The 23,057-nt window shown below is 69.1% G+C and carries 21 protein-coding genes; 17 read left to right on the top strand and 4 right to left on the bottom strand.

The window, feature by feature from the left end; all coding sequences use genetic code 11:
• The first annotated feature begins 20 nt into the window (after positions 1–20).
• The 3 genes from KRR26_RS04330 to KRR26_RS04320 are packed head-to-tail and all read left to right on the top strand — an operon-like array spanning position 21 to position 3,260.
• On the top strand, positions 21–302 hold the full coding sequence (locus KRR26_RS04330) for an FtsB family cell division protein (RefSeq protein WP_120209490.1): 282 nt from the start codon (positions 21–23) through the stop codon (positions 300–302).
• Positions 299–2,464 (top strand): sensor domain-containing diguanylate cyclase, encoded by a 2,166-nt coding sequence (locus tag KRR26_RS04325; protein WP_120209489.1) that lies wholly within the window; start codon positions 299–301, stop codon positions 2,462–2,464. Before KRR26_RS04330 ends, KRR26_RS04325 begins: the two co-directional genes overlap by 4 nt.
• Positions 2,465–2,486: 22 nt before the next feature.
• Positions 2,487–3,260, top strand: coding sequence for a class I SAM-dependent methyltransferase (locus KRR26_RS04320; protein WP_217079177.1), 774 nt, complete (start codon positions 2,487–2,489; stop codon positions 3,258–3,260).
• A gap of 9 nt (positions 3,261–3,269) precedes the next feature.
• Here KRR26_RS04320 and KRR26_RS04315 read toward each other — a convergent pair whose 3' ends face one another.
• Positions 3,270–4,979 carry an HAD-IG family 5'-nucleotidase gene (locus KRR26_RS04315; protein WP_120209487.1) on the bottom strand — a complete coding sequence of 570 codons (1,710 nt, stop codon included), beginning with the start codon at positions 4,977–4,979 and terminating at the stop codon, positions 3,270–3,272.
• Between the two features lie 389 nt (positions 4,980–5,368).
• On the opposite strand from KRR26_RS04315, the gene KRR26_RS04310 reads away from it, so the two are divergent.
• From KRR26_RS04310 to KRR26_RS04290, 5 genes are read left to right on the top strand one after another with little or no spacing between them, the layout of a single operon-like run.
• Entirely contained in the window at positions 5,369–7,393 is a 2,025-nt protein-coding gene (locus KRR26_RS04310) for a serine/threonine protein kinase (RefSeq protein ID WP_199723907.1), read from the top strand.
• Between the two features lie 2 nt (positions 7,394–7,395).
• Entirely contained in the window at positions 7,396–8,055 is a 660-nt protein-coding gene (locus tag KRR26_RS04305) for a response regulator (RefSeq protein ID WP_199723906.1), read from the top strand.
• 26 nt (positions 8,056–8,081) lie between these two features.
• Positions 8,082–9,398, top strand: a complete 1,317-nt coding sequence (locus tag KRR26_RS04300; RefSeq protein ID WP_217079176.1) for a M16 family metallopeptidase — start codon at positions 8,082–8,084, stop codon at positions 9,396–9,398.
• A 29-nt stretch (positions 9,399–9,427) separates the two neighbouring features.
• A complete protein-coding gene (locus KRR26_RS04295) occupies positions 9,428–10,909 on the top strand; it encodes a M16 family metallopeptidase (protein WP_120209482.1) in 1,482 nt (493 codons plus the stop codon).
• Entirely contained in the window at positions 10,906–11,601 is a 696-nt protein-coding gene (locus KRR26_RS04290) for an RluA family pseudouridine synthase (RefSeq protein ID WP_217079175.1), read from the top strand. Before KRR26_RS04295 ends, KRR26_RS04290 begins: the two co-directional genes overlap by 4 nt.
• 7 nt (positions 11,602–11,608) lie before the next feature.
• Here the strand turns inward: KRR26_RS04290 and KRR26_RS04285 are convergent, their stop codons facing one another.
• The 3 genes from KRR26_RS04285 to KRR26_RS04275 are packed head-to-tail and all read right to left on the bottom strand — an operon-like array spanning position 11,609 to position 14,330.
• On the bottom strand, positions 11,609–12,394 hold the full coding sequence (locus KRR26_RS04285; RefSeq protein WP_120209480.1) for a hypothetical protein: 786 nt from the start codon (positions 12,392–12,394) through the stop codon (positions 11,609–11,611).
• Entirely contained in the window at positions 12,391–13,731 is a 1,341-nt protein-coding gene (locus KRR26_RS04280; RefSeq protein WP_217079174.1) for a hypothetical protein, read from the bottom strand. Before KRR26_RS04280 ends, KRR26_RS04285 begins: the two co-directional genes overlap by 4 nt.
• Positions 13,732–13,775: 44 nt before the next feature.
• Positions 13,776–14,330, bottom strand: coding sequence for a hypothetical protein (locus KRR26_RS04275; protein WP_120209478.1), 555 nt, complete (start codon positions 14,328–14,330; stop codon positions 13,776–13,778).
• 238 nt (positions 14,331–14,568) lie between these two features.
• Here KRR26_RS04275 and KRR26_RS04270 point away from each other — a divergent pair, with 238 nt between their 5' ends.
• The 9 genes from KRR26_RS04270 to hisS all read left to right on the top strand — a co-directional run bounded on the left by KRR26_RS04270 (position 14,569) and on the right by hisS (position 23,053).
• Positions 14,569–15,384 carry an MlaE family ABC transporter permease gene (locus tag KRR26_RS04270; protein WP_120209477.1) on the top strand — a complete coding sequence of 272 codons (816 nt, stop codon included), beginning with the start codon at positions 14,569–14,571 and terminating at the stop codon, positions 15,382–15,384.
• 35 nt (positions 15,385–15,419) lie between these two features.
• Positions 15,420–16,157 (top strand): ABC transporter ATP-binding protein, encoded by a 738-nt coding sequence (locus KRR26_RS04265; protein ID WP_120209565.1) that lies wholly within the window; start codon positions 15,420–15,422, stop codon positions 16,155–16,157.
• Between the two features lie 83 nt (positions 16,158–16,240).
• The gene (locus KRR26_RS04260; RefSeq protein WP_120209476.1) at positions 16,241–17,773 is read left to right on the top strand and encodes an MlaD family protein; all 1,533 of its coding nucleotides are present in this window, start codon (positions 16,241–16,243) and stop codon (positions 17,771–17,773) included.
• Between the two features lie 120 nt (positions 17,774–17,893).
• On the top strand, positions 17,894–18,820 hold the full coding sequence (locus KRR26_RS04255) for a PfkB family carbohydrate kinase (RefSeq protein ID WP_120209475.1): 927 nt from the start codon (positions 17,894–17,896) through the stop codon (positions 18,818–18,820).
• A 156-nt stretch (positions 18,821–18,976) separates the two neighbouring features.
• Positions 18,977–19,333, top strand: a complete 357-nt coding sequence (locus KRR26_RS04250; RefSeq protein WP_120209474.1) for a TIGR02266 family protein — start codon at positions 18,977–18,979, stop codon at positions 19,331–19,333.
• A 42-nt stretch (positions 19,334–19,375) separates the two neighbouring features.
• A complete protein-coding gene (locus KRR26_RS04245) occupies positions 19,376–20,107 on the top strand; it encodes a metallophosphoesterase family protein (protein WP_120209473.1) in 732 nt (243 codons plus the stop codon).
• Positions 20,108–20,163: 56 nt separating this feature from the next.
• Positions 20,164–20,886: a hypothetical protein gene (locus KRR26_RS04240; RefSeq protein ID WP_120209472.1), complete on the top strand. Its 723-nt coding sequence runs from the start codon at positions 20,164–20,166 to the stop codon at positions 20,884–20,886.
• A 53-nt stretch (positions 20,887–20,939) separates the two neighbouring features.
• Complete coding sequence (asd, locus tag KRR26_RS04235) at positions 20,940–21,782, top strand: archaetidylserine decarboxylase (RefSeq protein ID WP_120209471.1); 843 nt, start codon at positions 20,940–20,942, stop codon at positions 21,780–21,782.
• 26 nt (positions 21,783–21,808) lie between these two features.
• A complete protein-coding gene (gene hisS / locus KRR26_RS04230; RefSeq protein WP_217079204.1) occupies positions 21,809–23,053 on the top strand; it encodes a histidine--tRNA ligase in 1,245 nt (414 codons plus the stop codon).
• Positions 23,054–23,057: the final 4 nt, after the last annotated feature.

The raw sequence follows: 23,057 nt of genomic DNA, 5'->3' as shown, positions 1-23,057 counted from the left end.
TGGTACCTTCGCCAGCGTTCATGACGGCGCGGCGGAAACTCCTGGCGGTGGCGGCGATGGTGGCGGTGGCCTTGAGCCTCGCCTCGGTGGCGGATGCCAAGGGCTTCCGTCGTTACCTGTCCCTGCGTCAGGACGTCGAGTCGTTGCGGGAGCGCAACCGGACCCTGGCCGCGCAGAACGAGGTCCTCAAGCAGGAGATCAACGCCCTGCGCAAGGACCCCGTCGCGTTGGAGCGGGCCGTGCGCGAGGAGCTCGGCTATGTGAAGCCGGGCGAGATCGTCTTCCACCTGGAGTCGCCATGACCTCGCTTCCCGCGGTGCCCTCGCCTGGAAAGCTGCTGCGTCAACTCGTGCGGACGATTCCGGTGGCGGCCGCGCTGGCCACCTTCGTCCACCTGGCGCGCGGAGGCTTCCGCGGCCTCCAGACGCTGGGGTGGACCGAGGCCGCGCTGGTGGGCGTGCTCCTCGTGGGAATCGCGATGGCCGCGTGGCGCCGGGCGATGCGCGGCGCGGTGGGCGCGGTCATCGACTTGCGCGACGACCTGGAGCTGGGCGGTGGCCTCATCTCCGCGGCCTTCATCGTCGTGGCCATCGGCGGCGCCGAGCTGTTCCCCATCGTCTATCTGCTGATGGCGTTCCTGGTGGCGTTCCTGCCGCGCAACGCCGGGTTGACGCTGCTGGGCGTGGCGCTGGTGTTCGACGGGCTGGTGGTGACGCTGGCCGGGCCGGTGCCCAACCTCATGGGCTTCGCCACGCACGCGACGTTCCTCGCGCTGTTCGCGGGCCTCTATCACCTGGTGCTCGCGGCGCGCATCGCGGTGTCCCGCCGGGCCGAGAACGACGCGGTGCAGAAGCGCATCCGCGAGGTCGAGGAGCGCGCGCGCACGTTTCGCCTGGTGAGCTCCGGGACGCAGGACAGCTTCAGCGGGATGAACTCGGACGAGAAGTGGCTCGTCGCCTCGGTGAAGGAGATTGAGGGCGCGGTTCAGGCCGCCCTGGAGATCGCCGAGACGAGCCTGCGCACGCACACGTGCGCCGCGTTCCTCCTGACCTCCGATGACCGGAGCCTGAAGCTCTACGATTGCCGCTCGGGCTCCGAGCGCGTGCACCGCGAGAAGTTCAACGCGGGCGAGGGCGTCATCGGCGGCGTGCTCAAGCGCCGGGCGCCGGTGCGGATGAACTCGCCCCAGGGCCTCAAGGGCGTCACCTACTACGAGAGCGGCGGCCCCTCGGTGCAGGCGCTGCTCGCGGTCCCCATCCTGGAGGGCAGCGGGCTGGTGCGCGGCGTGCTCGTGGCGGACAAGCTGAGCAACGAGCCGTTCAGCGATCAGGACGAGAAGCTGCTGGCGACCATCGCGGGCGAGGTGCTGCGGTCCATCGAGGTCGAGCGGGTGATGAGCTACATCCGCAAGACGCGCGACGAGAAGGACCGGTTCTTCCGCGCCATCGAGGAGCTGAACCGCGCGGGCAGCCCGGATCAGGTGTTCGTGGCGGTGTTGGAGAGCACGCGGCAGCTCGCGGGCCTCGACTTCTGCGCGGTGACGCTGGTGTCCGAGCAAGACGGCAAGCGGGTGCACCGCGTGGCCCGGATGACCGGCGTGACGGCGCAGGGCAAGGCGCTGGAAGGCCGCACGTTCGTGGACAACAACGGGCTCGTGGCCAACGTGGTGCGCTACGGCGCGCCGCTGCCGGGCCGCGACATCAAGGCGATGGACCGCCAGGTCATCTTCGATGACGAGACGCAGATCCGCGGGCTCGGCGCGCTGAAGATCTTCCCGCTGGTGGCGGGCGACCGCATCCTGGGCACGCTGGTTGCGGGCTCGCGCAAGAAGTCCGTCTTCGAGCAGGACGTCCTGCGGATGATCGAGGTCATCGCCATCCAGGCCGCGCAGGCCGTGCTGCGGGCCCAGCTCTACGAGCAGATGGAGCGGATGGCCACGACGGACGGTCTCACCGGGCTGCTCAACCACCGCACCTTCCAGTCGCGGGCGGATGAGATCCTCGCGCAGGCGCGGCGCTACCAGCGCAAGTGCTCCATCGTCCTCACGGACGTGGACCACTTCAAGAGCGTCAACGACACCTACGGCCACCCGACGGGCGACCTCGTGCTCAAGGGCGTGGCGCGCATCATCAAGTCGATGGCGCGGGACACGGACGTGGTGGCGCGCTACGGCGGTGAGGAGTTCGTCCTCATCATGCCGGAGACGGACGTGCCGGGCGCCAAGGCCATCGCCGAGCGCATCCGCGAGGCCGTCATGGCCGAGGTCTTCCAGACCGAGATGGGCCCCCTCAAGGTCACGATGTCGCTGGGCGTGTCCACGTTCCCCGACAACGGCCTGGAGAAGCAGCAGCTCATCGACCTGGCGGACCAGTGCCTCTACCACTCGAAGCGCAACGGCCGGAACCAGTCCGTCACCGTCGCGCAGATGCAGGGCGGTCGGAAGCTCCAGGCCGTGGAGTCGTGAGCTCCTTCGTGGCGGTCCGCGCGTGATTCCCCTGGCGGTCACCACCAGCGCGAAGAAGGACGCGGAGCTGGAGCGCGATGCGCGCGCCGTGGCCCGTCGCTGGGGCCTTCCGTTCCTGCCCCGCAAGCCCAAGGAGGGCATCGCGCCGTGGCTGGGCACGAAGGCGGCGGCGCTCCTCGTGGTAGGCGGCGACGGCGTGACGCTGTGGGAGCCAGAGGGCACCTTCGGCTTCCATGCCGGCATGGCGCACCTGCGGCGCATGCGCTTTCGCGAGGGTGCGCGGGACGATGCCTTCGTGCGCTCGGCCGAGCTTCGCCCCGGTGATTCGGTGTTGGACTGCACCTTGGGGCTCGGGCAGGACGCGCTGATGGCGTCGCTCGCGGTGGGGCCCACGGGCCGGGTGGTGGGCCTGGAGAAGAGTCCGGCCTTGTGCGTCGTCGCGGGGGAAGGGCTTCGGCGCTATCCGCGTGGCGACGACTCGTGCGCCATCGACGTGCAGAACGTGGATGCCCACGCGTACTTGAAGACCCAGCCGTCGGGCGCGTTCGATGTCGTGTTCTTCGACCCGATGTTCGCGAAGCCGAAGAAGGCCCAGCCCGCGTTCGAGGTGCTCCGCCGGTTCGCGGACCACTCGCCGCTGACGCCAGAAGCCCTGGAGGAGGGGAGGCGCGTCGCGCGGCGGTGGGTGGTGGTGAAGGGGGCCAAGCACTCGGATGACCTGCAGAAGCTGGGGCTCACGCCCGAGCCCGGCTCCCGCTACACGGACGTCATCTGGGGGCGCGTGGCCGCGCGCTGAGCGCCCGGCCTACTCCCGGCCCGAGCCCTTGGGCGGGCCTTCGCTCCCCAGCGGGGACATCTTGCTGGACAGCGCGCCGGCCCGCTCATGTGCCATCTGGTCGCGCGGCGAGCGGTAGTACTGGATGGGCGAGTGGTGCAGGAAGTTCGACACGCGGCTCGTGTAGAGACACGCGTACTGCTCCACCTGATAGCCGAACCGGCTGTTCTCGTTGCCCTCCTTGAAGAGCAACCCCCAGTACGGATTGAAGCCCTCTTCGACGTCGCGCTCCAGGGTGTCCGCGATCTCCGTGGAGGACTTCAGGGCGCGGCGCAGCTTCTCCAACTCGGCCTTGGTTGCGCGGCGCTCCTCCTCCACGCTCGCTCGCGCGTCGCCCTCCAGCCCCTCGCGCTCCAGCTTGCGCTCCAGGACGTTCAGCCGCGACTTGTGGTGGCTCACCTCGTCGTCCAGGCGCGCGCGGGTGACCTCGACTTCGGACAGCGTGTTGATCTCCGCCTGTCGCGAGTCTGTGTAGGAAATCTCGTCCTCGATCTCCTGGACGACCATGCACGTGCGCCACAGCGACGACTTCTTGGACTTGAGGATGTCGCCATAGATGTGGTCGCCCACGTAGAGGATGTTCTCACCCCGGTGCCCGGTGAAGTCCTCGAACTGCGCCAGGTTTCCGCCCGAGTAGACCGCGCCACGCTCCAGGCTCGTGGCCTCGCGCAAGGGGCGCCCCTCCTCGGTGGACGTGTCCAGCTCCAGGAACGGCTTGCCCTCGGTGAAGAACGAGGGCTTGCGCGCGCTCGTCACGACGAAGTCGAAGTAGTTGCGCCAGCTTGGGTACTCGGGGAGCTGCCCTTCCAGCAGGTAGCGCATCACCGCGTCCGTGTAGTCCCACGCGGAGTTCGTCAGCAGGAACAGCCGCTTGCCGCCCGAGCGGAGCTTGTGCAGCGCGGGCCCCAACTCCGGATCCAGGAAGACGTAGCGCCCCAGGTCCTTGCGCACCTCGCGCTTGAGCGAGTTGTCGCGGTGGACCGTGTCGATGGCCTCGCGGATGTCGTCGTAGAGCTTCCCGTAGTCGACGCGTTGGCCGAGCGACTCCAGCAGTTCGATGATGCCCGAGTAGAGGTACGTCTCCGGCAGCGCGAACAGCGTGTCGTTCCAGGCGAACTGGGGGTTGCGCAGCCGCACGCGCTTGTAGCGGTACAGCTCGCGCCAGACGGACGGCTGGAGCGGACGCAGCCCGTGGTAGGCCCGACCCACGTGGCCAAACCGGTCCATCTTCAGGATGTTCCCGTTGACGCGGTCCACGGCGAGCCCGCGCATGACGAAGTGATGATCGTAGAGCAGGTGGCCGATGACGGGCGGATAGCCGTACTCGGTCATCAGCTTCGCCAACGTCATGTCATACGAGAGCTGCTCCAGCCGGCGCATGTGGTAGATGGCCAGCGTGTAGTCCATGTCGAAGCCGACAAGCTCGATGCTGGACATGCGCAGGTTGCGGTTGACGAAGATCTCCCGCGCGCGCGGCACCACCTCCCGTCGCTCGCGCGGCGTGGTCAGCAGGCGGCCGAGCCCTTCATCGGTGAGAAGCTCCTGGGCCCGGCGCGCGGCGTCCTCGGCGCGGTCGCGGCTCAAGGAGGAGCGGAAGCTGCCGTGCAGCGGATCCTCGGAGGGTCCGCCAGGGATGGGGTTCGCGAGAGGGCGGGTCGGTGACACGGGATCGCTAGACATAACACGCGGCCCGATGCGCGCGACGTCTCCTTGCCGGCCTCGGAGGGAGCATGGCACGCTCTCGAACCTAAGATGCGCTCCCCTGTCCGACGCCAGACCTCGGTGCCCGCCGAGGAGGTCCATGCGCGCTTGTCCGCTCGGATCGCCGCGCTCGAGGACCGGGTGCGTCGCCTCGAGGCCCGACTCCGGGCCGCCGCCCCACGTCCCGTCACGCGCGCGACCACCGCCTCGCGCACCGCGACCTTGAAGCCTGCCGCGGTGGATCGCGCCAGGCCTCGGTGCCCGGGTTGCACCTTGGAGCTCCCTCGGGGCCGACGCGGAGAGTCGTGTGTGTGGTGCGGGTTCGTCTTCGCCGCCGTGCGCCGGCGCCAGCCCTCGCGAAAGAAGTCATGAGCGCCTCCTACCGTCTCGTGGGCCGCGTCGAGTCCGGCGACCTCGCGGAGCTGTACGACGCCCTCCAGCTGCCCTCGGGCGAAGTCTCGGTGAAGCTGTTCCATCCCAAGACGTCGGATCCCGCCTACGCGAGGGATCTCGCGGACACCACGCGCGCGCTGCTGCCGGTGCGCCATCCCGGCATCCTGCACGTGCTGGACATGGGCTTCGTGAAGCAGCGGCTCGCGGTGGTGCGCCAGGATGTGGACGGCGCCACGCTGGGCGTCGCGCTCCAGCGCCTCAACACGAAGGAGGTGCTGCTGCCCACGCCCGTGGCACTGCACATCGTCATCCAGCTCCTGGATGCGGTGCAGCTCGCGCACGAGGCCGGGGTCATCCACGGCGCGCTCACCCCGGGCAACCTGCTGCTGTCGCGCGAGGGCCTCCCGGCCGTCTGTGACTTCGGCGCGCTGAAGGCCTTGCTCGCCGTGCCGCAGCTCAAGAAGAGCTTCGCGAACCGGGGGCGCAGCGCGTACCGCGCGCTGGAGGTGTCTCGTGGAGAGGCGCCCTCCGCGCAGTCGGACATCTACTCGCTGGGCGCCGTGGCGTATGAGCTGCTCACCCTGCGCGAGGCCGTGGTGCCGGGCAGCGGGGTGAGCACGCGCCGCGAGTCACTGCCGCCGCCCAGTCGGTTGGATCGCCGCCTCAACGCGCGCATGGATCCCATCATCATGCGCGCGCTGGATCCAACGCCGCAGCGCCGGTTCCGCTCGTGCGGGGAGTTCGCCGGCGCGCTCCGCAACTTCCTGTCCGCGAGCGGCGGAATGCCTGGCCCGGAGGATGTCCGCCGGTTCGTCGGCGAGCTGTTCCCCAACGAGGTGAGCGTGGCCACGCTGGGGCCCGTGCCGTTCTCGGACGATTTCACGCTCCTGCCCGTCTCCGGCGCCGAGGTGGAGTCCCTGCACGCCGAGGAGCTGGAGGCCTCCGTCGTCCAGCGCGCGCCCTACAGCCGCTCCCTCACCGACATGGAGGCCGTCGCCGAGACCCAGGAGGCGTCCCCGATGTTCGAGGAGTACCGCCCCCAGGACTTCGAGCCGCAAGAAGACGCGCCCATCGGCTCGCTGACCCACGCGGCCACGGCGCCCGTGGCGGAGGGGGAGGGGACCGCCTTCGAGAGTCCCGAGGCCATTGCCCAGGCGTGGGAAGCTCCGCCCGGTGCCGCGCCCGCGAAGTCGCGCCGCCCGCACCATGGCGCCGCCGGCGCTGTCTCCGCCAGGCCCGCGCAGCGCAATCCGCGCGTCAAGGTCATCGAGGACTTCGCGGAGCCGCTGCCTCCCGAGGATGACGACGAGCCGTCCATCTTCAGTCGGCGCGCGGCGGCCCTCGCCGCGGCCCGGGCGGGACCGCCGCGTGGCGCCGATGCAAAGGCCCGCAGCGACATCGCGCTGCCTCCGCCGTCCAGCGTCTCCAACCCCATCGTGGGCAAGCGCCTGGCCACGGAGGAGTTCGCGATGGCTCGGGCCGCGGAGCGGCGGGCGCGCCTGCGCGTGTTCGTGCTCTCCGCTTCCATGATTGGCGCCTGCGTCGTCGCGATCGGCGCGTGGCGCATGAGCAACCGCACGCCCTCGGGTGGCAGTGCGTTGGACGAGCGTCCGCCCATGATTCGCCGCGCGCCCACGCCCGCGCCGCCCAATCCTCCGGACGGAGAGTTTCGCAACCCGAGCGCCCTGCGCCCCATCACCGCGACCCCGCCCGCCGCCGTGCCGCTCCCCGCGGAGGATGATGGAGGTGAAGCCGAGGACGCCGCGACGCGCTCGCAGCGCGGCTACCTGTCCCTGCACACCAACGTGCCCGCCACCGTGTACGTCGATGGCGTTCGTCTCAACCGGCGCACGCCGTTGGTCCGCTATCCGGTGAAGGTGGGCTCGCGGCACATCCGCGTGGTGGCCAACGGCACGGGCGAGGACAAGTCGTTCGATCTGCGCTTCACGCGCGGGCAGCACCAGAAGCTGGAGGAGCACTTCCAGGCCCCGAGGCGATGACCATGGAACGCACCCGCATCTTCGTCGTCGAGGATCAGCCGCAGCTCTTGAAGAACCTGGTGAAGGTGCTGGGCACCTTTGCGGAGCTGGAGGTCGTGGGCACGTCGCAAGACGGCGAGCAGGCCGTGGAGGACATCGTCCGCGAGCGCCCGCAGCTCGTGTTGCTGGACCTGGAGCTGCCCGGCCTGCACGGCATCCAGGTCACCCAGAAGGTGAAGCGCCGCGCGCCCGAGGTGGAGATCCTCATCCTCACGTCGTTCGAGGACGAGCAGAAGGTCTACGAGGCCATCCAGGCGGGTGCCTCGGGCTACCTCGTCAAGCGCGTGGGCCCGGAGAAGATTCGCTCGGGCATCCAGGAGGTGATGGAGGGCGGCACCGTGCTGGAGCCCATCATCGCGCGGAAGTTCTGGAACTACTTCCACTCCGTCCAGGCGAAGCCCACGGAGGCCAGGCCCGAGAACCCCTGGGGCCTGACGCCCAAGGAGTTCGAGGTGCTGCGCTTCGTGGCCAAGGGGTTGTCGAACGCCGAGGTGGGGCAGGTGATGACGATGGAGCGGCGGACGGTGCGCACGCACCTGTCGCATATCTACCGGAAGATGGGCGTCAACTCCCATGTGGAGGCCGTGGTGATGGCCCTGCGTGTCGGAGCCGTGGATCTCTAGACACGGCGTGTATACGGTGGGGGCCTATGCCCAAGGCATCCCCGCGGTCCCCTGCCGCGCGCGCGGTGGACCCCGCTCTCCAGTCCCTCTTCGATGTGCATGAGGCAACGCTGCCCAACGGCCTCAAGGTCCGCCTGCTGGCGAACCATCAGGCCCCGGTGGTCAGCCTCTACACCTTCTTCCAGGTGGGCAGCCGCAACGAGCGGCCCGGCATCACCGGCATCAGCCACCTGTTCGAGCACATGATGTTCAACGGGGCCAAGAAGTACGGCCCCAAGATGTTCGACAAGACGCTGGAGTCCAACGGCGGTCGCTCGAACGCGTACACGTCCAATGACATGACGGTGTACTACGACGACTTCTCCGCGGACGCGCTGGAGACGGTCCTCGACCTGGAGTCGGATCGCATGCGCTCGCTGCGCATCTCCGACACCACGCTCGCCAGCGAGCGGCAGGTCGTCATGGAAGAGCGCCGCGTTCGCGTGGACAACGACATCCCGGGGATGATGGACGAGGAGCTGGGCACGCTCGTCTACAAGGCGCACGCGTACCGCTGGCCCGTCATCGGCTGGATGGCGGACATCGAGGCGATCACGCGTCAGGACTGCGAGGCGTACTTCCGCACGTACTACGCCCCCAACAACGCGGTGCTCTACATCGTCGGGGACATTGATCCGAAGAAGACGCTGGCGCTCGTGCGCCGCTACTACGGCGACATCCCCCGCGGCCCCGCGCCGGCGCCCGTGCTCAACGCGGAGCCCGCGCAGAAGGGCGAGCGCCGTGCCGTCGTGCACCATCCCGCGCAGTCTCCGTCCGTGATGATCGGCTTCCATGGCCCGTCCGCGCGCGACGGGGACACGCGCGTGCTGGACGTGGCCCAGTACGTCCTCACCAAGGGCGAGGGCAGCCGGCTCGTGAAGTCGCTCGTCTACGAGAAGAAGGAAGCCGTATCGGTGATGCTCGATTGGAGCTGGCGCATCGATCCGGGCACCATCCTCTTCTATCTGGAGCTGAAGCCGGACTCGGACCCCGCCAGGGTCGAGGGCCTGCTCTACGCGGAGCTCGAGCGGCTGGCACGCGAGGGCGTCAGTGAGCGCGAGCTGCAGAAGGCGAAGAACAACCTGCGCTCGGACCACGTGCGCGAGCTGGCCACGAACAGCGGTCGCGGGCACGCGCTCGGACACTATGAGGCGCTGCTGGGCGACTGGCGCGAGGGCCTGGCCCTGCCGTCGTACTACGCGTCCGTGACCAACGAGCAGGTGAAGGCCGCCGCCGCGAAGTACTTCGCGCCCGAGCGCCGCTCCGTGGTGACGCTCGTCCCAGAGGCCGGGGACGACGCGTGAGCCGCCCAACCCAAGGAAAGTCCCCGCGCATGGCCTCCCCAAAGACCGCCTCCTCGAAGAAGCCCGCCCGGAAGGCCGCGAAGGTCGCGCGGCGTGGGGCCTCCACGCCCTCGCGCCAGACTCGCGCCGCCGCGAAGAAGGCCCCGGCTCGCAAGGCCGCGCCGAGGCAGGCCACGCGTCAGGCCACCACCGGCGTGCTCAAGCTGCCCTCGCTGCACGAGAGCACCACGTCCAGCGGCCTGAAGGTCATCGCGGCCGAGCGTGGGCCTCTGCCGCTCGTGTCGATGCGGCTGGTGATGCGCGCGGGCAGCGCGGTGGATCCGGTGGGCAAGGCGGGACTCGCGGACTTCACTGCCCGCTTGCTGCGTCGGGGCACCGCGCGGATGAGCGCGGATGCGCTCGACGAGGCCATCGAGTTCGTCGGCGCCAGTGTCTCCACGGGCGTCAGCGAGGACTCGTTCTCGGTCTACGTCACCACGCCCGCCGAGCACTTCTCCGCGATGATGGAGGTCCTCGGCCAGATTGTTCGCGAGCCCTCGTTCCCTCAGTCGGAGGTGGACGACGCGCGCGACCGCGCCCTGGCCCAGTTCGCCAACGACCTGGATGATCCGTCCGTCATCGCCGACCGCGCGTTCTCCCAGGCGCTCTGGGGGGACCACCCCTACGGGCACGACGTGGGCGGATCCGCGCGAAGCGTGGGCACGTTCACCCGGGATGACGTCGTCCGCTTCCACCGCGAACACCTGGGCCCCCAGGTCGCGATGCTCGTGGTGGTGGGCGCGCTCGTCCCCGAGACGGTGGCCGCCGAGGCGCAGAAGGCCTTCGCGGACTGGACCGGAGGGCCGGACTCCGCGCCCGTCGTGCCCCCCATGGAGGGCATTGCCCGCGCGGGCCAGGTCCTGCTGGTGGACAAGCCGGATCAGACGCAGTCACAGGTGCGCGTGGGCGGCCCGGGCTTCCGGATGGGCCACCCGGACTACTTCTCCGCCACGGCGATGAACATCGCGCTGGGCGGTGGCTTCACCTCGCGCCTGATGAACGAGATCCGCGTCAATCGCGGCCTCACCTACGGCGTCAGCTCCTGGTTCGATCCGATGAACGCGGGTGGCACGTTCGCGGTGACGACCTTCACGAAGACCGCGTCCACGCGCGAGATCATCGACGTGGCGCTCGCGGAGGTCGGGGGCGTGCGGCAGAAGGGACTCAAGCCCCGCGAGCTGCAGGACGGCCAGAACTACCTGGCGGGCCTGTATCCGCTGCGCACCGAGACGAACGAGTCCATCGCGTCGATCATCTGCGACATCCGGATGTACGGATTGGGAGACGACTGGGTGGAGAAGTTCCGGGACCGGTTGCGCGCGGTGACGCCGCAGCAGGTGGCCGCCGCGGCGCGGAAGTACTGCTTCGCGGAGGCGCCCCTCATCGTCGTGCTGGGCAAGGCCGCCGAGGTCAAACCGCTCCTCGAAGGACTTGGCCCCATCACGGTGGTGTCCGCGTCGGAGTACGAGTGACCGAGGTCCGCATCCTCTTCGAGGGCGGCGGGGTGCTCGTGGTGGACAAGCCCGCGGGAGTCGTCGTCATCCCCGGGCGTGACGGCGGTCCCTCCCTGCGTGAGTCGCTGGAGGGCCGCCTCGGTCGCAAGGTCTTCGTGGTGCACCGGTTGGATCGGGACACCTCGGGCGCGCTCGTGTTCGCGCTGGATGCGGGCGTGCATCGCGCGCTGTCTCAGGCCTTCGAGTCCGGCAAGGTGCGCAAGCGCTACGTGGCGCTGGTGGAGGGGCGCGTCGAGTCACCGCGCATGGTGGACGCGCCGCTCATCGCCGGACGCAAGGGCCGCATGCGGGTGGCGCGTCCGGAAGAGCCTGAAGGGAAGCCCTCGCGCACGCGCATCCGGCCCGTGGAGACGTTCGCGCGCGCTTCATTCGTCGAGGCCGAGCCCCTGACGGGCAGGACGCACCAGATTCGCGTCCACTTGCTCTCGCAAGGGCATCCCCTGTTGGTGGATCACCAGTACGGGCGCGACGAGCCCCTCACTTCCACGGACCTGGGAGGGGAGGGTGGCGACGTGGTCCTCGCGCGAACGCCGCTCCATGCCGCGCGGGTGGAGTGGCCGGAGCTCCCTGGCGTGGCGGCTCGGGCGGTGGAGGCTCCGCTCGCGCAGGACATGGCCCAGGCGCTGGTGTTGCTGCGTCGCGCGGGTTGAGACGCGCTCAGTGGCGGTGCCGTACCTGGAAGCCATTGGAAGCACCGCGCGCGCCGAAGTAGTCGAACGCGATGAGCTTCACGTTGCCGCCGTTCACGTCCACCGAGACGCGCTGCGTGCAGCGGCCCTGCGTGAACGGGCCGATGAGGCTCGGCGTCACCGTGCCGCGCGTGCTGACGAGCAGGACCCAGTCATTGAACTCCGCGGCGCGCGGGCCCTGTGCCTCCACGGTGATGGTGAAGGACTCGTTGCGGTACTGCACGCTGTCCACGCTGGTGAAGACGTAGCCCGTCACATCGCCTCGGGCCAACGGGCGCGACGGGTCGTCCTCCTGCGCACCGGCATCGGAGGCGGGGCCTGCATCCACGGCGCCCGCATCTGGATGGTCCTTCGCGGGAGGATCCGACTCGCCCGGCGTTCGGATGGCGAAGACCTGCGGCGCCACCGCTTCTCGTCCATCCGCGAGCACGAGCTTCACCTCGTACTCACCGGGGCCAAGCTCCTCGGGGACGGTGACGACGACCGTGCCCGCCGCGTCGAATCGCACGACGCGTGCCTCGATGCCGCCCACCCACACGCGCCCGCTCACCACCTGCTCGAAGCTGACCTGCTCACGGCCGTAGTCCACGCGCACGGCGTAGACGGCGTCGAATGACACCGTGAGCTCTCCCTTCTCGTTGGTGCGCTGCGAGTTGGGGACGAGCGAGAGAATCTCCGGCGCGGGCAGCGGCGCGTTGCTGCTGCCACACGCGCACAAGAGGAGGAGGGCGAGCAGGGCACCGGCGCGGCTCATGGTGTGAACCTCATGCCCACCGCGAGCCCCGCGCCTCCGAGCTGCGCGTTCAGCGCCGAGGTGCGCGCGGGCGCCCACGCGCCCCGCAGCTCCACCAGCGCGCTGAAGCGCCCGAGCCGATATGCCCCCTGTGCGCTGAGGAAGGCCATGGCGCCCAGCTTGCTCTCATCGAGCTCCGTCTGGAAGGCGCTCGAACTGAGCCGGTGGCGGAAAGGCATCACTCCCACACCTGCACGGCCGTGTAGAGAGAAGGACTCTTGCTGCAAAAGGGTGACACGCATGGACGCCAGCACGGGGACCCCCAGGACGCGGGAGCTGACATCCTCGCGGCGCTCATCCAAGGCTTCGAGGGTGGCATGGCGCAGGCCCACTTCAAGCTCCGCGTCCAGCCCATGCCTGACAGGCAACGTTGCGCCCAACGCCAGCATGGGCCCTGCGTTCGCGCCCCGAGCGAGCGCGGCGCCGCTGAGCAAGTAGACCGAGGGTCTCCACGTGCGCACGTGAGACGGTTCGGCAGGGGCGCTGCTCACTCCGAAGGCTCGCACGGAGGCGTGCGCGCGGGACTCGGGCATGCCCTTGACCGAGCGCCGCACTCCGACCGAGACCTCCGACACCGAGTCGGACGGGCGGACGCGATAGCGAACGACCTCGCCCCATCGCTCGCCCGAGTCGAGCGTCGCGCCCTTGGGCGAGACGACCAGCGCCTCCGGGAGCGCGGGGGCGTCGCTCCGGGCCACGAGGAGCCAGCCGCCCTCAAAGGCGGGCAGGGGCTCTGGCGTGAGCGCCACGACGAGTGAGGACTCGCGAGGCACCTCCAGCGGGGTGAGTCGATCGGTGCGCAGCGTTCCCCGCGTCGCGAGCACGCGCGCTTCGCTGACTCCCGGAGGCACCTCGACAGGCACCTGGGCGCGCCCCTTGGCGTCGGCGCGCACGGGGCCGAAGCGCTGTGAGCCCACCTCGACGATGACCTCGGCGCCCGAGGCGGTGGAGATGTCCAGGGTGAGGCGCCCCCACAGCGGGAGGCGGAAGAGCGCCGGCTCGGGGAGGGGTTCGTCCTCGCGCCAGAAGACGAGCACGGCCTCGGCGGGGTGGCGCTGGCTCGGGGGCTTCCAGCGGAAGCGCCTCACCGAGCCCCCTTCGAGTCGGGACTGCTCGAAGGAACCCAAGGAAGCCGCGGCGCGCAGGGGGCCCGCGCCCTCGGGGACGCGAACCTCCAGCCAGACTTCCGACTCCTGCCCCAGGATTACGCGCGCGGGCTTGGCGCTGACCGTGGGCGGCGCCGCCGCGGCGGCGGAGGCGAGGAGCGCGAGCAGCGGGGCGAGGAGCGACGGACGCATGGAAGAGGACGTCCGCGAGACTTCACCGCCCCACCGGCTCCGGGTCAATCCTCGGCGGGGGCCGAGGTCTCGCTCGCGACGGGAACGGGCTTGTCCGCCGGCCCCGAAGGCCGAGACGTGGGCGGGCTGAAGGTGGGCTTCTCGGCGGGGGCGCCGCCGCGGCCGTGCACGAGCGTCTTCGTGTCCGCCTTGAAGGTGATGTCCACCTTGTCACCCCGCACGGCCGTCACCAGACCCACGCCAAACGTCGGGTGCTGGATGACCTGATCCACCTTGTAGGTGTCCTTGGGGCTGTAGCGGGGCGCGTTGGCGATGTCCTTGCCCGCCAGCTGCTCCTCGAAGGAGATGACGACCTTCTCCGACTTGGGGGTGGAGGATGAAGAGGAGGACGCGCGCGGCGCCCGGGTGGAGCTGGTGGTGCTGCTGGACGGGCGGTCCGTGGCGCCTGGGGCGCCTCGGTATGCGTGATCTCCGCCGCACGTGTTGCACCGCACGCGTGCGATCTTCGTCCCCACCATCGCGAGGATGGTGTGCGCGAGGGAGAGTTTGCAGCGGGTGCACTGGGCATCCACCTCGCCGCCGACCTTTAGAGTAGCCATCGGTTTGTGTCGCTCGGGCCCGACGCCCCAGGAGGGCAAGTCGGGAGTGAAGGAAAAGGGCCGCGGAACATAAACGCTTCACTCCACAGGGAGGAAGTCAGATCGCACCGCCTCTTGCTCCAGCTGCCGTGAAGGCGACGTCGCCCCGGTTGCCTGCCCGCTCCGCTGGGCGGGGCTTCCTTTCGTGGACATCCCTTGTGCCAGGGCCCCAGGGACGTAGAGTAGGCAACCGAACCGCATGAGCATCGATACCCCCAGCAAGCCCCAGCGCGGCCCCAGCATCCTCGTGCAGTCCGTGGAAGGCGTGGGGCAGGGCCTGATCGGCTTCGTGAGCAACATCGGCGGGGTGATGTCTCTGCTCGTCGACGTGGTCCGCTGGAGCCTGCGTCGCCCCCTGCGCCTCCAGAACCTGTTCGCGCAGCTCGACTTCGTGGGGGTGGGTTCCATCTTCATCGTCGCGCTCACCGGCCTCTTCACGGGCATGGTGTTCGCGTTCCAGTCCTCCACCGCCTTCGAGCTATTCGACGCCGAGAGCCTGGTGGGCCCCACGGTGGCGCTCACGCTCACCCGCGAGCTGGCCCCGGTGTTCTCCGCGCTGATGATCACCATGCGCGCCGGCTCGGCCATGTGCACCGAGCTGGGCACCATGCGCGTCACGGAGCAGGTGGACGCGCTGGAGACCATGGCCGTCAACCCGGTGCAGTACCTGCTCGTGCCCCGCATCCAGGCCGGACTCTTCATGACCCCGGCGCTCACCATGCTCTTCAACACGGCCGGCATGGGCGGCGCTTACGTGGTCTCCGTGGTCGTCAAGGGCATCTCCGCCGGCACGTTCATCTCGCGCACCCGCCAGTGGATGGACCCGATGGACGTGTGGGAGGGCATCATCAAGGGCGCCATCTTCGGCCTCTCCGTGGCGCTGATCTGCTGCTACAAGGGCTACAATGCGTCGGGTGGCGCCAAGGGCGTGGGCCAGGCCACCACCGAGGCCATGGTGTCCAGCGCGCTGTCCATCTTCATCCTCGACTTCATCGTCGGCGTACTGATGCACTGATGTCCGACTCGAACTCCACCGCGTCCGCGAAGCCGATGATCGACATCGTGGACCTGCACAAGACCTTCGGTGAGCACCGCGTGCTCACCGGCATCAATCTCACCGTTCCCGCCGGCTCCACGTGCGTCATCCTGGGCGGCTCGGGCTCCGGCAAGACGGTGCTGATGAAGCACATGATCGGCCTGCTCAAGCCGGACAGCGGGCAGGTCATCATCGACGGTGAGGACATCGTCCCGGTGGGCGTGGAAGAGCTGCAGCGCGTGCGCCGCAAGTTCGGCATGGTGTTCCAGGCCGCCGCGCTCTTCGACTCGATGACGGTGTACGAGAACGTCGCCTTTCCGCTCCGCGAGCACACCCGGCTGCCAGAGGAGCAGATCCGCGAGAAGGTCCGGGCGAAGCTCGACCTGATGGGGCTCAAGCGCGAGGCGGAGCAGAAGTTCCCCGCGGACCTGTCGGGCGGCATGCGCAAGCGCGTGGGCCTGGCGCGCGCCATCGTGTTGGACCCCAAGGTGGTGCTCTATGACGAGCCCACCACCGGCTTGGACCCCATCACCACGGACTACGTGGACGAGATGATCCTCGCGGCGCAGCGCGAGCTGGGCGTGACCAGCGTGGTCATCAGCCACGACATCGCGTCCGCCTTCAACGTGGCCGATCAGATCGCCTTCTTGTCCAAGGGCGTCATCGTCGAGCACGGACCGCCCGAGCAGCTCCGCGCCTCGGAACATCCCGCCGTCAAGGTCTTCCTCCAGACCTGGTTCGGGAAGAACTAGGGCGGTTCCATGAAAAGATGGCACTCGTCCTGCAAATCGCTAGAGTCGCGCGCGGCCGGTAGCCCTCGTCGGAGTGTCTCCAGGTGAAGAAGCTCGTCACGCCCTTCCGTGTTGGCCTGCTGGTCATCGCCGCGGGAGCATTCCTCGTCACGTTCATCCTGTTCGCGCGCAAGGGCGGCCTGAGCGACCGTGAGTCCACGAAGGTGTGGGCGTATTTCAAGGATGCGTCGGGCCTGAGCCCCAAGAGCCGCGTGCAGATCGCCGGCATTCCGGTGGGCGAGATCAGCGACATCAGCCTGGAGGGCACGCGCGCCAAGGTGTGGCTGAAGATCCGTCAGGGCGTGGATCTGCGCCAGGACGCCGCCATCACCAAGCGCTCCGAGTCGCTCCTGGGCGACTTCCTCCTGGACCTGAACCCTGGCACGGAGCAGTCACCGCCCTTGGAGAACGGCGGGCAGATCCGCCGCGTCATCGACACCCAAGGCGTGGAGGCGGTGTTCGAGTCCCTCACGCAGATCACCTCCGACATCCAACAGGTGACGGGGGCGCTGCGGCAGGTTCTTGGCGGTGAGAAGGGCACTGGGTCGCTCGAGCGCATCGTGGAGAACCTGGTCCGCGTGTCGGACTCGATGGACGCCACCGTGCGCCGCAACGCGGACCGGCTGGACACCATCCTGGCCAACTTCGAGGGCGTGTCCTCCGACGTGCGCAACATCACCCGCTCCAACCAGGCCGAGGTGGGGCGCATCGTCGACAACGTGGAGCTCATCACCCGCGATGTGCGCGAGGTGCTGGCCACGGTGAAGAACATCGTCGGCAGCGGGGAAGGGGAGTTCAAGGACAGCGTCGCCAGCCTCAAGCAGACGCTGAACAAGTTGGACAGCACCCTGGGCAACCTCGACGAGATCACGCGCAAGGTGAAGAACGGCGAGGGCACCGCCGGCATGCTGCTGACGGATGAGCAGCTTGGCCAGAAGTTCAGCGAGGCCGTCTCGGACGTGTCCGAGTTCGCCACCCGTCTCACCCAGCTGCAGACCGAGGTGGGCCTCCAGTCCACCTACCTAGTGTCGCAGGGCCGCTCGAAGAACAGCCTCTCGCTGCGCATCATCCCCAAGCCGGACAAGTACTACCTGCTGGAGATCATCGACGACCCGCGCGGCAAGGTGGAGACGCAGGTCGTGCAGACGAACCCGCCGTCGGACGGCGACCCGGTCATCCAGACGCAGAAGGTCACCAAGGAGACCTTCAAGGTCAGCCTCCAGTTCGCCAAGCGCTACTACTTCACCACCCTGCGCTTCGGCCTCATCGAGTCCACGGGCGGCGTGGGCGCGGACGTCCACCTCTTCGACGACGCGCTGACGCTGAAGATGGACGCGTTCAACTTCGCGGCGGACGAGCTGCGCTACCCACGTCTGCGCGCCACGCTGCGCGCCCAGGCGTTCGACCACCTGTTCGTGGTGGCGGGCATGGACGACATCCTGAACGCCCAGCAGCGCGACTCCGCCACCCAGCGCCTCATCGCGGGCCGCGACTTCTTCTTCGGCGGCGGACTGTTCTTCACGGACGACGACCTCAAGTCCATCATCACCGCCACGGGCGTCCCGTCGGTCCGCTGATCGAGAACACCCTCCAGGCTTGACGGGGCGGGGGGAGGTGTCGTACCCGGCTTCCGCACGGGGCTCTCCCGAGATTCGCCGTGCCCGGATGTCTCACGGCTGTTCTCTCAGGAAGCTCTCATGTCCCTCCTCGTCGTCGGCTCGGTCGCGCTGGATTCGCTGGAAACGCCCTTCGGCCAGAAGGAGGACGTGCTCGGCGGCTCGGCCACCTACTTCTCCACCTCCGCGTCGTTCTTCACCCCGGTGCAGGTCGTGGCCGTGGTGGGCGAGGACTTCCCCGAGGGGCACCTGACGTTCCTCAAGAGCCGGGGCATCGACCTGGAGGGCCTCACCCGTGAGCCCGGGCGCACCTTCCGCTGGCGCGGCCGTTACGGCTGGGAGCTGAACGAGGCGCAGACGCTGGACACCCAGCTCAACGTCTTCCAGTCCTTCTCGCCCAAGCTCCCCGAGGCGTACCGCGACACGCCCTACGTCTTCCTGGGCAACATCCACCCAGAGCTCCAGGCCCAGGTGTTGGATCAGGTGAAGGCGCCCAAGCTGGTCGCCGCCGACACCATGAACTTCTGGATCAAGGGCAGCCGCGCCGCGCTGCTCAAGACGCTGGAGCGCGTGAACCTCCTGTTCGTCAATGACGCGGAGGCGCGCCAGCTGTCGGGCGAGCACAACGTGGTGAAGGCCGCCCGCGCCATCCTCGGCATGGGCCCGTCGCGCGTGGTCATCAAGCGGGGCGAGTACGGCGCGCTCCTCTTCGACCATGACCACATCTTCGCCTGCCCGGCGTTCCCCCTGTCCGAGGTGTTCGATCCCACCGGCGCCGGCGACACGTTCGCGGGCGGCTTCATGGGCACCCTGGCCACGGCCCGAGGGGCGGTGGATCAGCCGCTGCTCCGCCGCGCCATGGTGATGGGCAGCGTCATGGCATCCTTCACCGTGGAGAAGTTCAGCCTGGAGCGCCTGCGCGAGGTCCAGCGCCCGGAGATCCACGCGCGCTTCGCCGAGTTCCGCCGGCTGACCCACTTCGACGACCTTGGCCCCATCGAGGCCTGAGCGCTCGATTTCCAGGGTAGGGCGACCTCTCACCTGGACTTGACGGGCTGCGCCCCCGCTCCGTAGGCTGGGGCAGCCGACGGAGCAGGCGGAAAAATCCGGCGCGGCCACCGGGGGACGGGCGCAGGCGGGCAGGCCACACCGGGAGGTCACGGGTTGAGCGACAATCGAAAGCACGCGCGGATTGCCACGCACCTGCGCTGCTGGTGCGAGGGCGAGAACGTCACGCTCTACGCTCGTATCGCCAACCTGAGCGAGGGTGGGCTGTTCGTTCGGACGAGCACGCCCTTGGCCGCTGGGACACGGGCACAGGTGCGGCTGTCCCCTGGCACGGAGCCGGAGATCCAAGCGGTGGCGACGGTGGTGTGGCAGCGCGAGGTGGAGGAGCCCGCCGGGCGCCTGCCTGGCATGGCGCTGCGCTTCGAGGCGATCGCCCCCGATGCGCTGGAAAGCTTGCGGCGTGTCATCACTCAGCAGCAGAAGTCTCAACCGAGCTTCCACAGTCCCCTGTGACGCCGCGCGGGGATGGGCCCGCGCGCGGCACCTGAGGCCCTCATGCGTATCGCGGTCATCAGCGACATCCACTCGAACATCGAGGCGCTCACGGAAGTGCTGCGCGTGGCGGAGCACCAGAAGGTGGACCGCATCGTGTCGCTGGGGGACATCGTCGGGTACGGCGCCTCGCCCAATCCGTGCTGCGAGCTGGTGCGCTCGGTGGCGGAGGTGACGCTGCTGGGCAACCACGACGCCGCGGTGGCCGGGCGCATGGACTACTCGTACTACTACGACGCTGCCAGGCACGCGCTCGACTGGAGCGCCAACGTCCTCACGGACGAGAACATGGCCTGGCTGCGCAGCCTCCCGTACACCTACAAGATTGGCGACGTGGGCTTCTGCCACGGCTCGCCCATCGATCCGAAGGCCTACGAGTACATCTTCGCGCTGGAGCAGGCCCGCGAGCTGACGCCGTACGTGGCGGAGCTGCCGGAGGTGACGTTCATCGGGCACAGCCACCTGTGTCGCGCCTTCGCCATCGGCAATGGCGAGGTGAACGACGTGGTGGCCCAGAAGTTCGGCGTGCGCAAAGGCTACAAGTACATCATCTCGGTGGGCAGCGTGGGTCAGCCGCGCGACTACGACAACCGGGCCTGCTTCGTCATCTGCGACACCGACGCGCGCACGGTGGAGTACCTCCGCGTCGAGTACGACATCGAGACGTCGGCGCAGCGCATCTTCGACGCGGATCTCGCGCTCAACTTCGGCAAGCGCCTGTTCCTCGGCGTCTGACGCGCCGCGCGCAAAAGGGCGGCGCTCCGGCGGGGAAGTTGTCATATACCGGGGCCGTGCGCTCCCTGGCCCTCCGCTCATCGCTCCGGCCCTTCGCGGGCCTTGTCGCCGTCCTCGCGCTGGCGCTCGCGCCTGTCGCATGCCGCCGCTCTCCTGGCCCCCCCTCCGCGGAGTACGAGGAGGCCAGCCGGCGGTGGCGCTCGCTCTACGCGCAGAAGCTGGATGACGCCTACCTCGACCCGAGCGTGGGCGAGATTGAAGCGCTCCTGCAGCGCGTTCCCGCGGACAGCCTGGATGCGGCCTCCGCGCGGGAGCTGCAGAACCGCCTGGAGGAAGGCCGCACCCGCATGACCCAGGCCGCCTCTGAGCGCGACCGCGCGGTGGCCAGCGCGACTGCTCCCTCGAACGAGGATCCGACTCGGACGAACTTCCCCCGCGCGCAGGCCGCGAGCCCGGACGCGGGCGCTCCGGATTCAGGTGCCCCCGATGCGGGGGGGCCAGGTCCCCAGGTGGGCTCCCCGGCGTCCGAGCTGGTGGCGGGCTACCGGGGCTGCTTCCGGCGGGGCTCGCCCATCACCGTGGAAGGGCGGGGCGACCGTGAGAGCTGGGAGCTGGCGGACCGAGCGTCCTGCCAGCTTGAGTACCCCGGCCACGTGAACTCGCTGCTCGTGGTTGAAGAGGGAAAGGTGCTCGCGTTGTTCCCTCGCAGTGCCCTGCGCACCGTGCAGAAGCTCGCCGATGGCGGCACGGTGCCAGTGCCAGGGGACGCGGGCCGCTGAAGGCCCGGTCGGTCCCCACTCACTTTCTCGTCACCCCTGCCGCTCGCCGCCGAATGAACGATCAGACTTTCATGAAGTTGATGCGCGTGTTGCCCAAGTCGGCCCTGTCCTCCGCCGTGGGCCTCGCCACCCGCCTGCCCGTACCGGCCGCCCTGCATCAGGCGGTCATGCGCTCCTTCGCGCGCTCGTACAACGTCGACATGGAGGAGGCCGAGCACTCCTTCGAGCACTACCCGACGTTCGCGCAGTTCTTCACCCGCGCGCTCAAGCCGGGCCTGCGCCCCATCGACTCGGACGCGAAGGCCGTCGTGTCCCCCGTGGACGGGCGCGTCTCGCAGGTGGGCTACTCCGAGGGCGGCCGCTGCTTCCAGGCCAAGGGCATCGAGTACTCGGTGGACGAGCTGCTCGGTGACGCGGAGGCCGGCAAGCCGTTCCACGGCGGCGCCTGGACGACCATCTACCTGTCTCCGCGCGACTACCACCGCATCCACTCGCCGCTGGCCGGCACCATCACGGGCTACGCGTACCTCCCCGGCGAGTTCTGGCCGGTGAACCCCGCGTCGGTGATGAACAAGCAGGCGCTGTTCTGCGTGAACGAGCGGCTGGTGACGTACCTGGACACGCCCGCGGGTCGCTGCGCGGTCGTGAAGGTGGGCGCCACGTGCGTGTCGCGCATCAAGGCCGCCTATGACGACGTGCTCACGCACACGGGCCAGCCGGGCAAGGTGCACCAGTACGCGCAGGCCATCCCCGTGGAGAAGGGCGGGGAGCTGGGACGGTTCGAGATGGGCTCCACCGTCATCCTCCTGTTCGAGCAGGGCCGGGTGACGTGGGACGCCGCGATGCAGCCCGAGGCCGTGGTGCGGCTGGGGCAGCGCATTGGAGTGATGACGTGAGCCAGAAGATCAGCGGCGTCAAGGGGATGAACGACCTGCTGCCCGGGGACATCGAGACCTGGCAGCACGTGGAGAAGCTGGCCCGCGACATGTTCGGCCGCTTTGGCTACGGCGAGATCCGCACGCCCATGGTGGAGGACACCGCGCTCTTCGTGCGCAGCGTGGGCGAGGAGACCGACATCGTCGGCAAGGAGATGTACACCTTCGAGGACAAGGGCGGGCGCAGCCTGTCCCTGCGCCCCGAGGGCACCGCGCCCTCCGCGCGCGCGTACATCGAGCACTCCATCCTCAACCAGGAGCCAGTGACGCGCTGGTTCTACATCGGGCCGATGTTCCGCTACGAGCGCATGAAGACCGGGCGCTATCGCCAGTTCTTCCAGATCGGCGCGGAGGCGTACGGCGCGAAGGAGCCGGCGCAGGACGCCGAGATCATGGACATGGTGGCGCAGTTCCTCAGCGCCCTGGGCCTGAAGGACGTGACGCTGAACCTCAACTCGCTGGGAGACGAGGCGTGCCGTCCCGCCTACCACGCGAAGCTGGTGGAGTACCTCCAGGCGCACCGCGCTGAGGTGTGCGCGGAGTGCCAGGCGCGCATGGATCGCAATCCGCTGCGTGTGCTCGACTGCAAGAACGAGAAGTGCCAGGCGATCGCCGCGGCGGGCCCCAACGTGCTCGACTTCCTGTGCGAGCCGTGTCGCGCGCACTTCGGAGATCTGCAGCGCAAGCTGACCGCGCTGGGGATCCCCTTCGTGGTGAACTCGCGGCTCGTGCGCGGCCTGGACTACTACACGCGCACCGTCTTCGAGTTCGTCGCTGCCCACCCCGCGCTTGGCACCGCCAGCACCGTGGGCGGCGGCGGACGCTATGACACGATGATGAAGGGGCTGGGCGGCCCGGATGTGCCGGCGGTGGGCTTCGCCATGGGATTGGACCGACTGGTGCTCCTGCTCAAGGAGACCGGACAGGCGTTCGGTGCGCCGGTCGACCTGTTCGTCGCCGTGGCCGATGAGGGCTCGCACGACGCGGGCCTCGCGCTCGCCAGCCGCCTGCGCCGAGAGGGTCTCCATGTCGCGTTCGACACGCGCGGAGGCAGCCTCAAGAGCCAGATGAAGCGCGCGGACAAGACGGGCGCCCGTTTCACCCTCGTGCTGGGTGAGGCCGAGCGCTCCAGCGGCAAGGCGAACCTCAAGCCCATGGCGGGGGGCGATCCCATCCCCGTGGCGCTCGATGCCGTGGCCCAGGCGCTCCGCGCGCTGCCGTCCGCGTCCTGACGCA

The sequence above is a fragment of the Citreicoccus inhibens genome, assembly GCF_019039035.1.
GTDB classification, from domain to species: Bacteria; Myxococcota; Myxococcia; order Myxococcales; family Myxococcaceae; genus Citreicoccus; species Citreicoccus inhibens.
The sequence above is the reverse complement of the archived record's forward strand: the minus strand, read 5'-3'. Positions and strand labels throughout refer to the sequence as shown.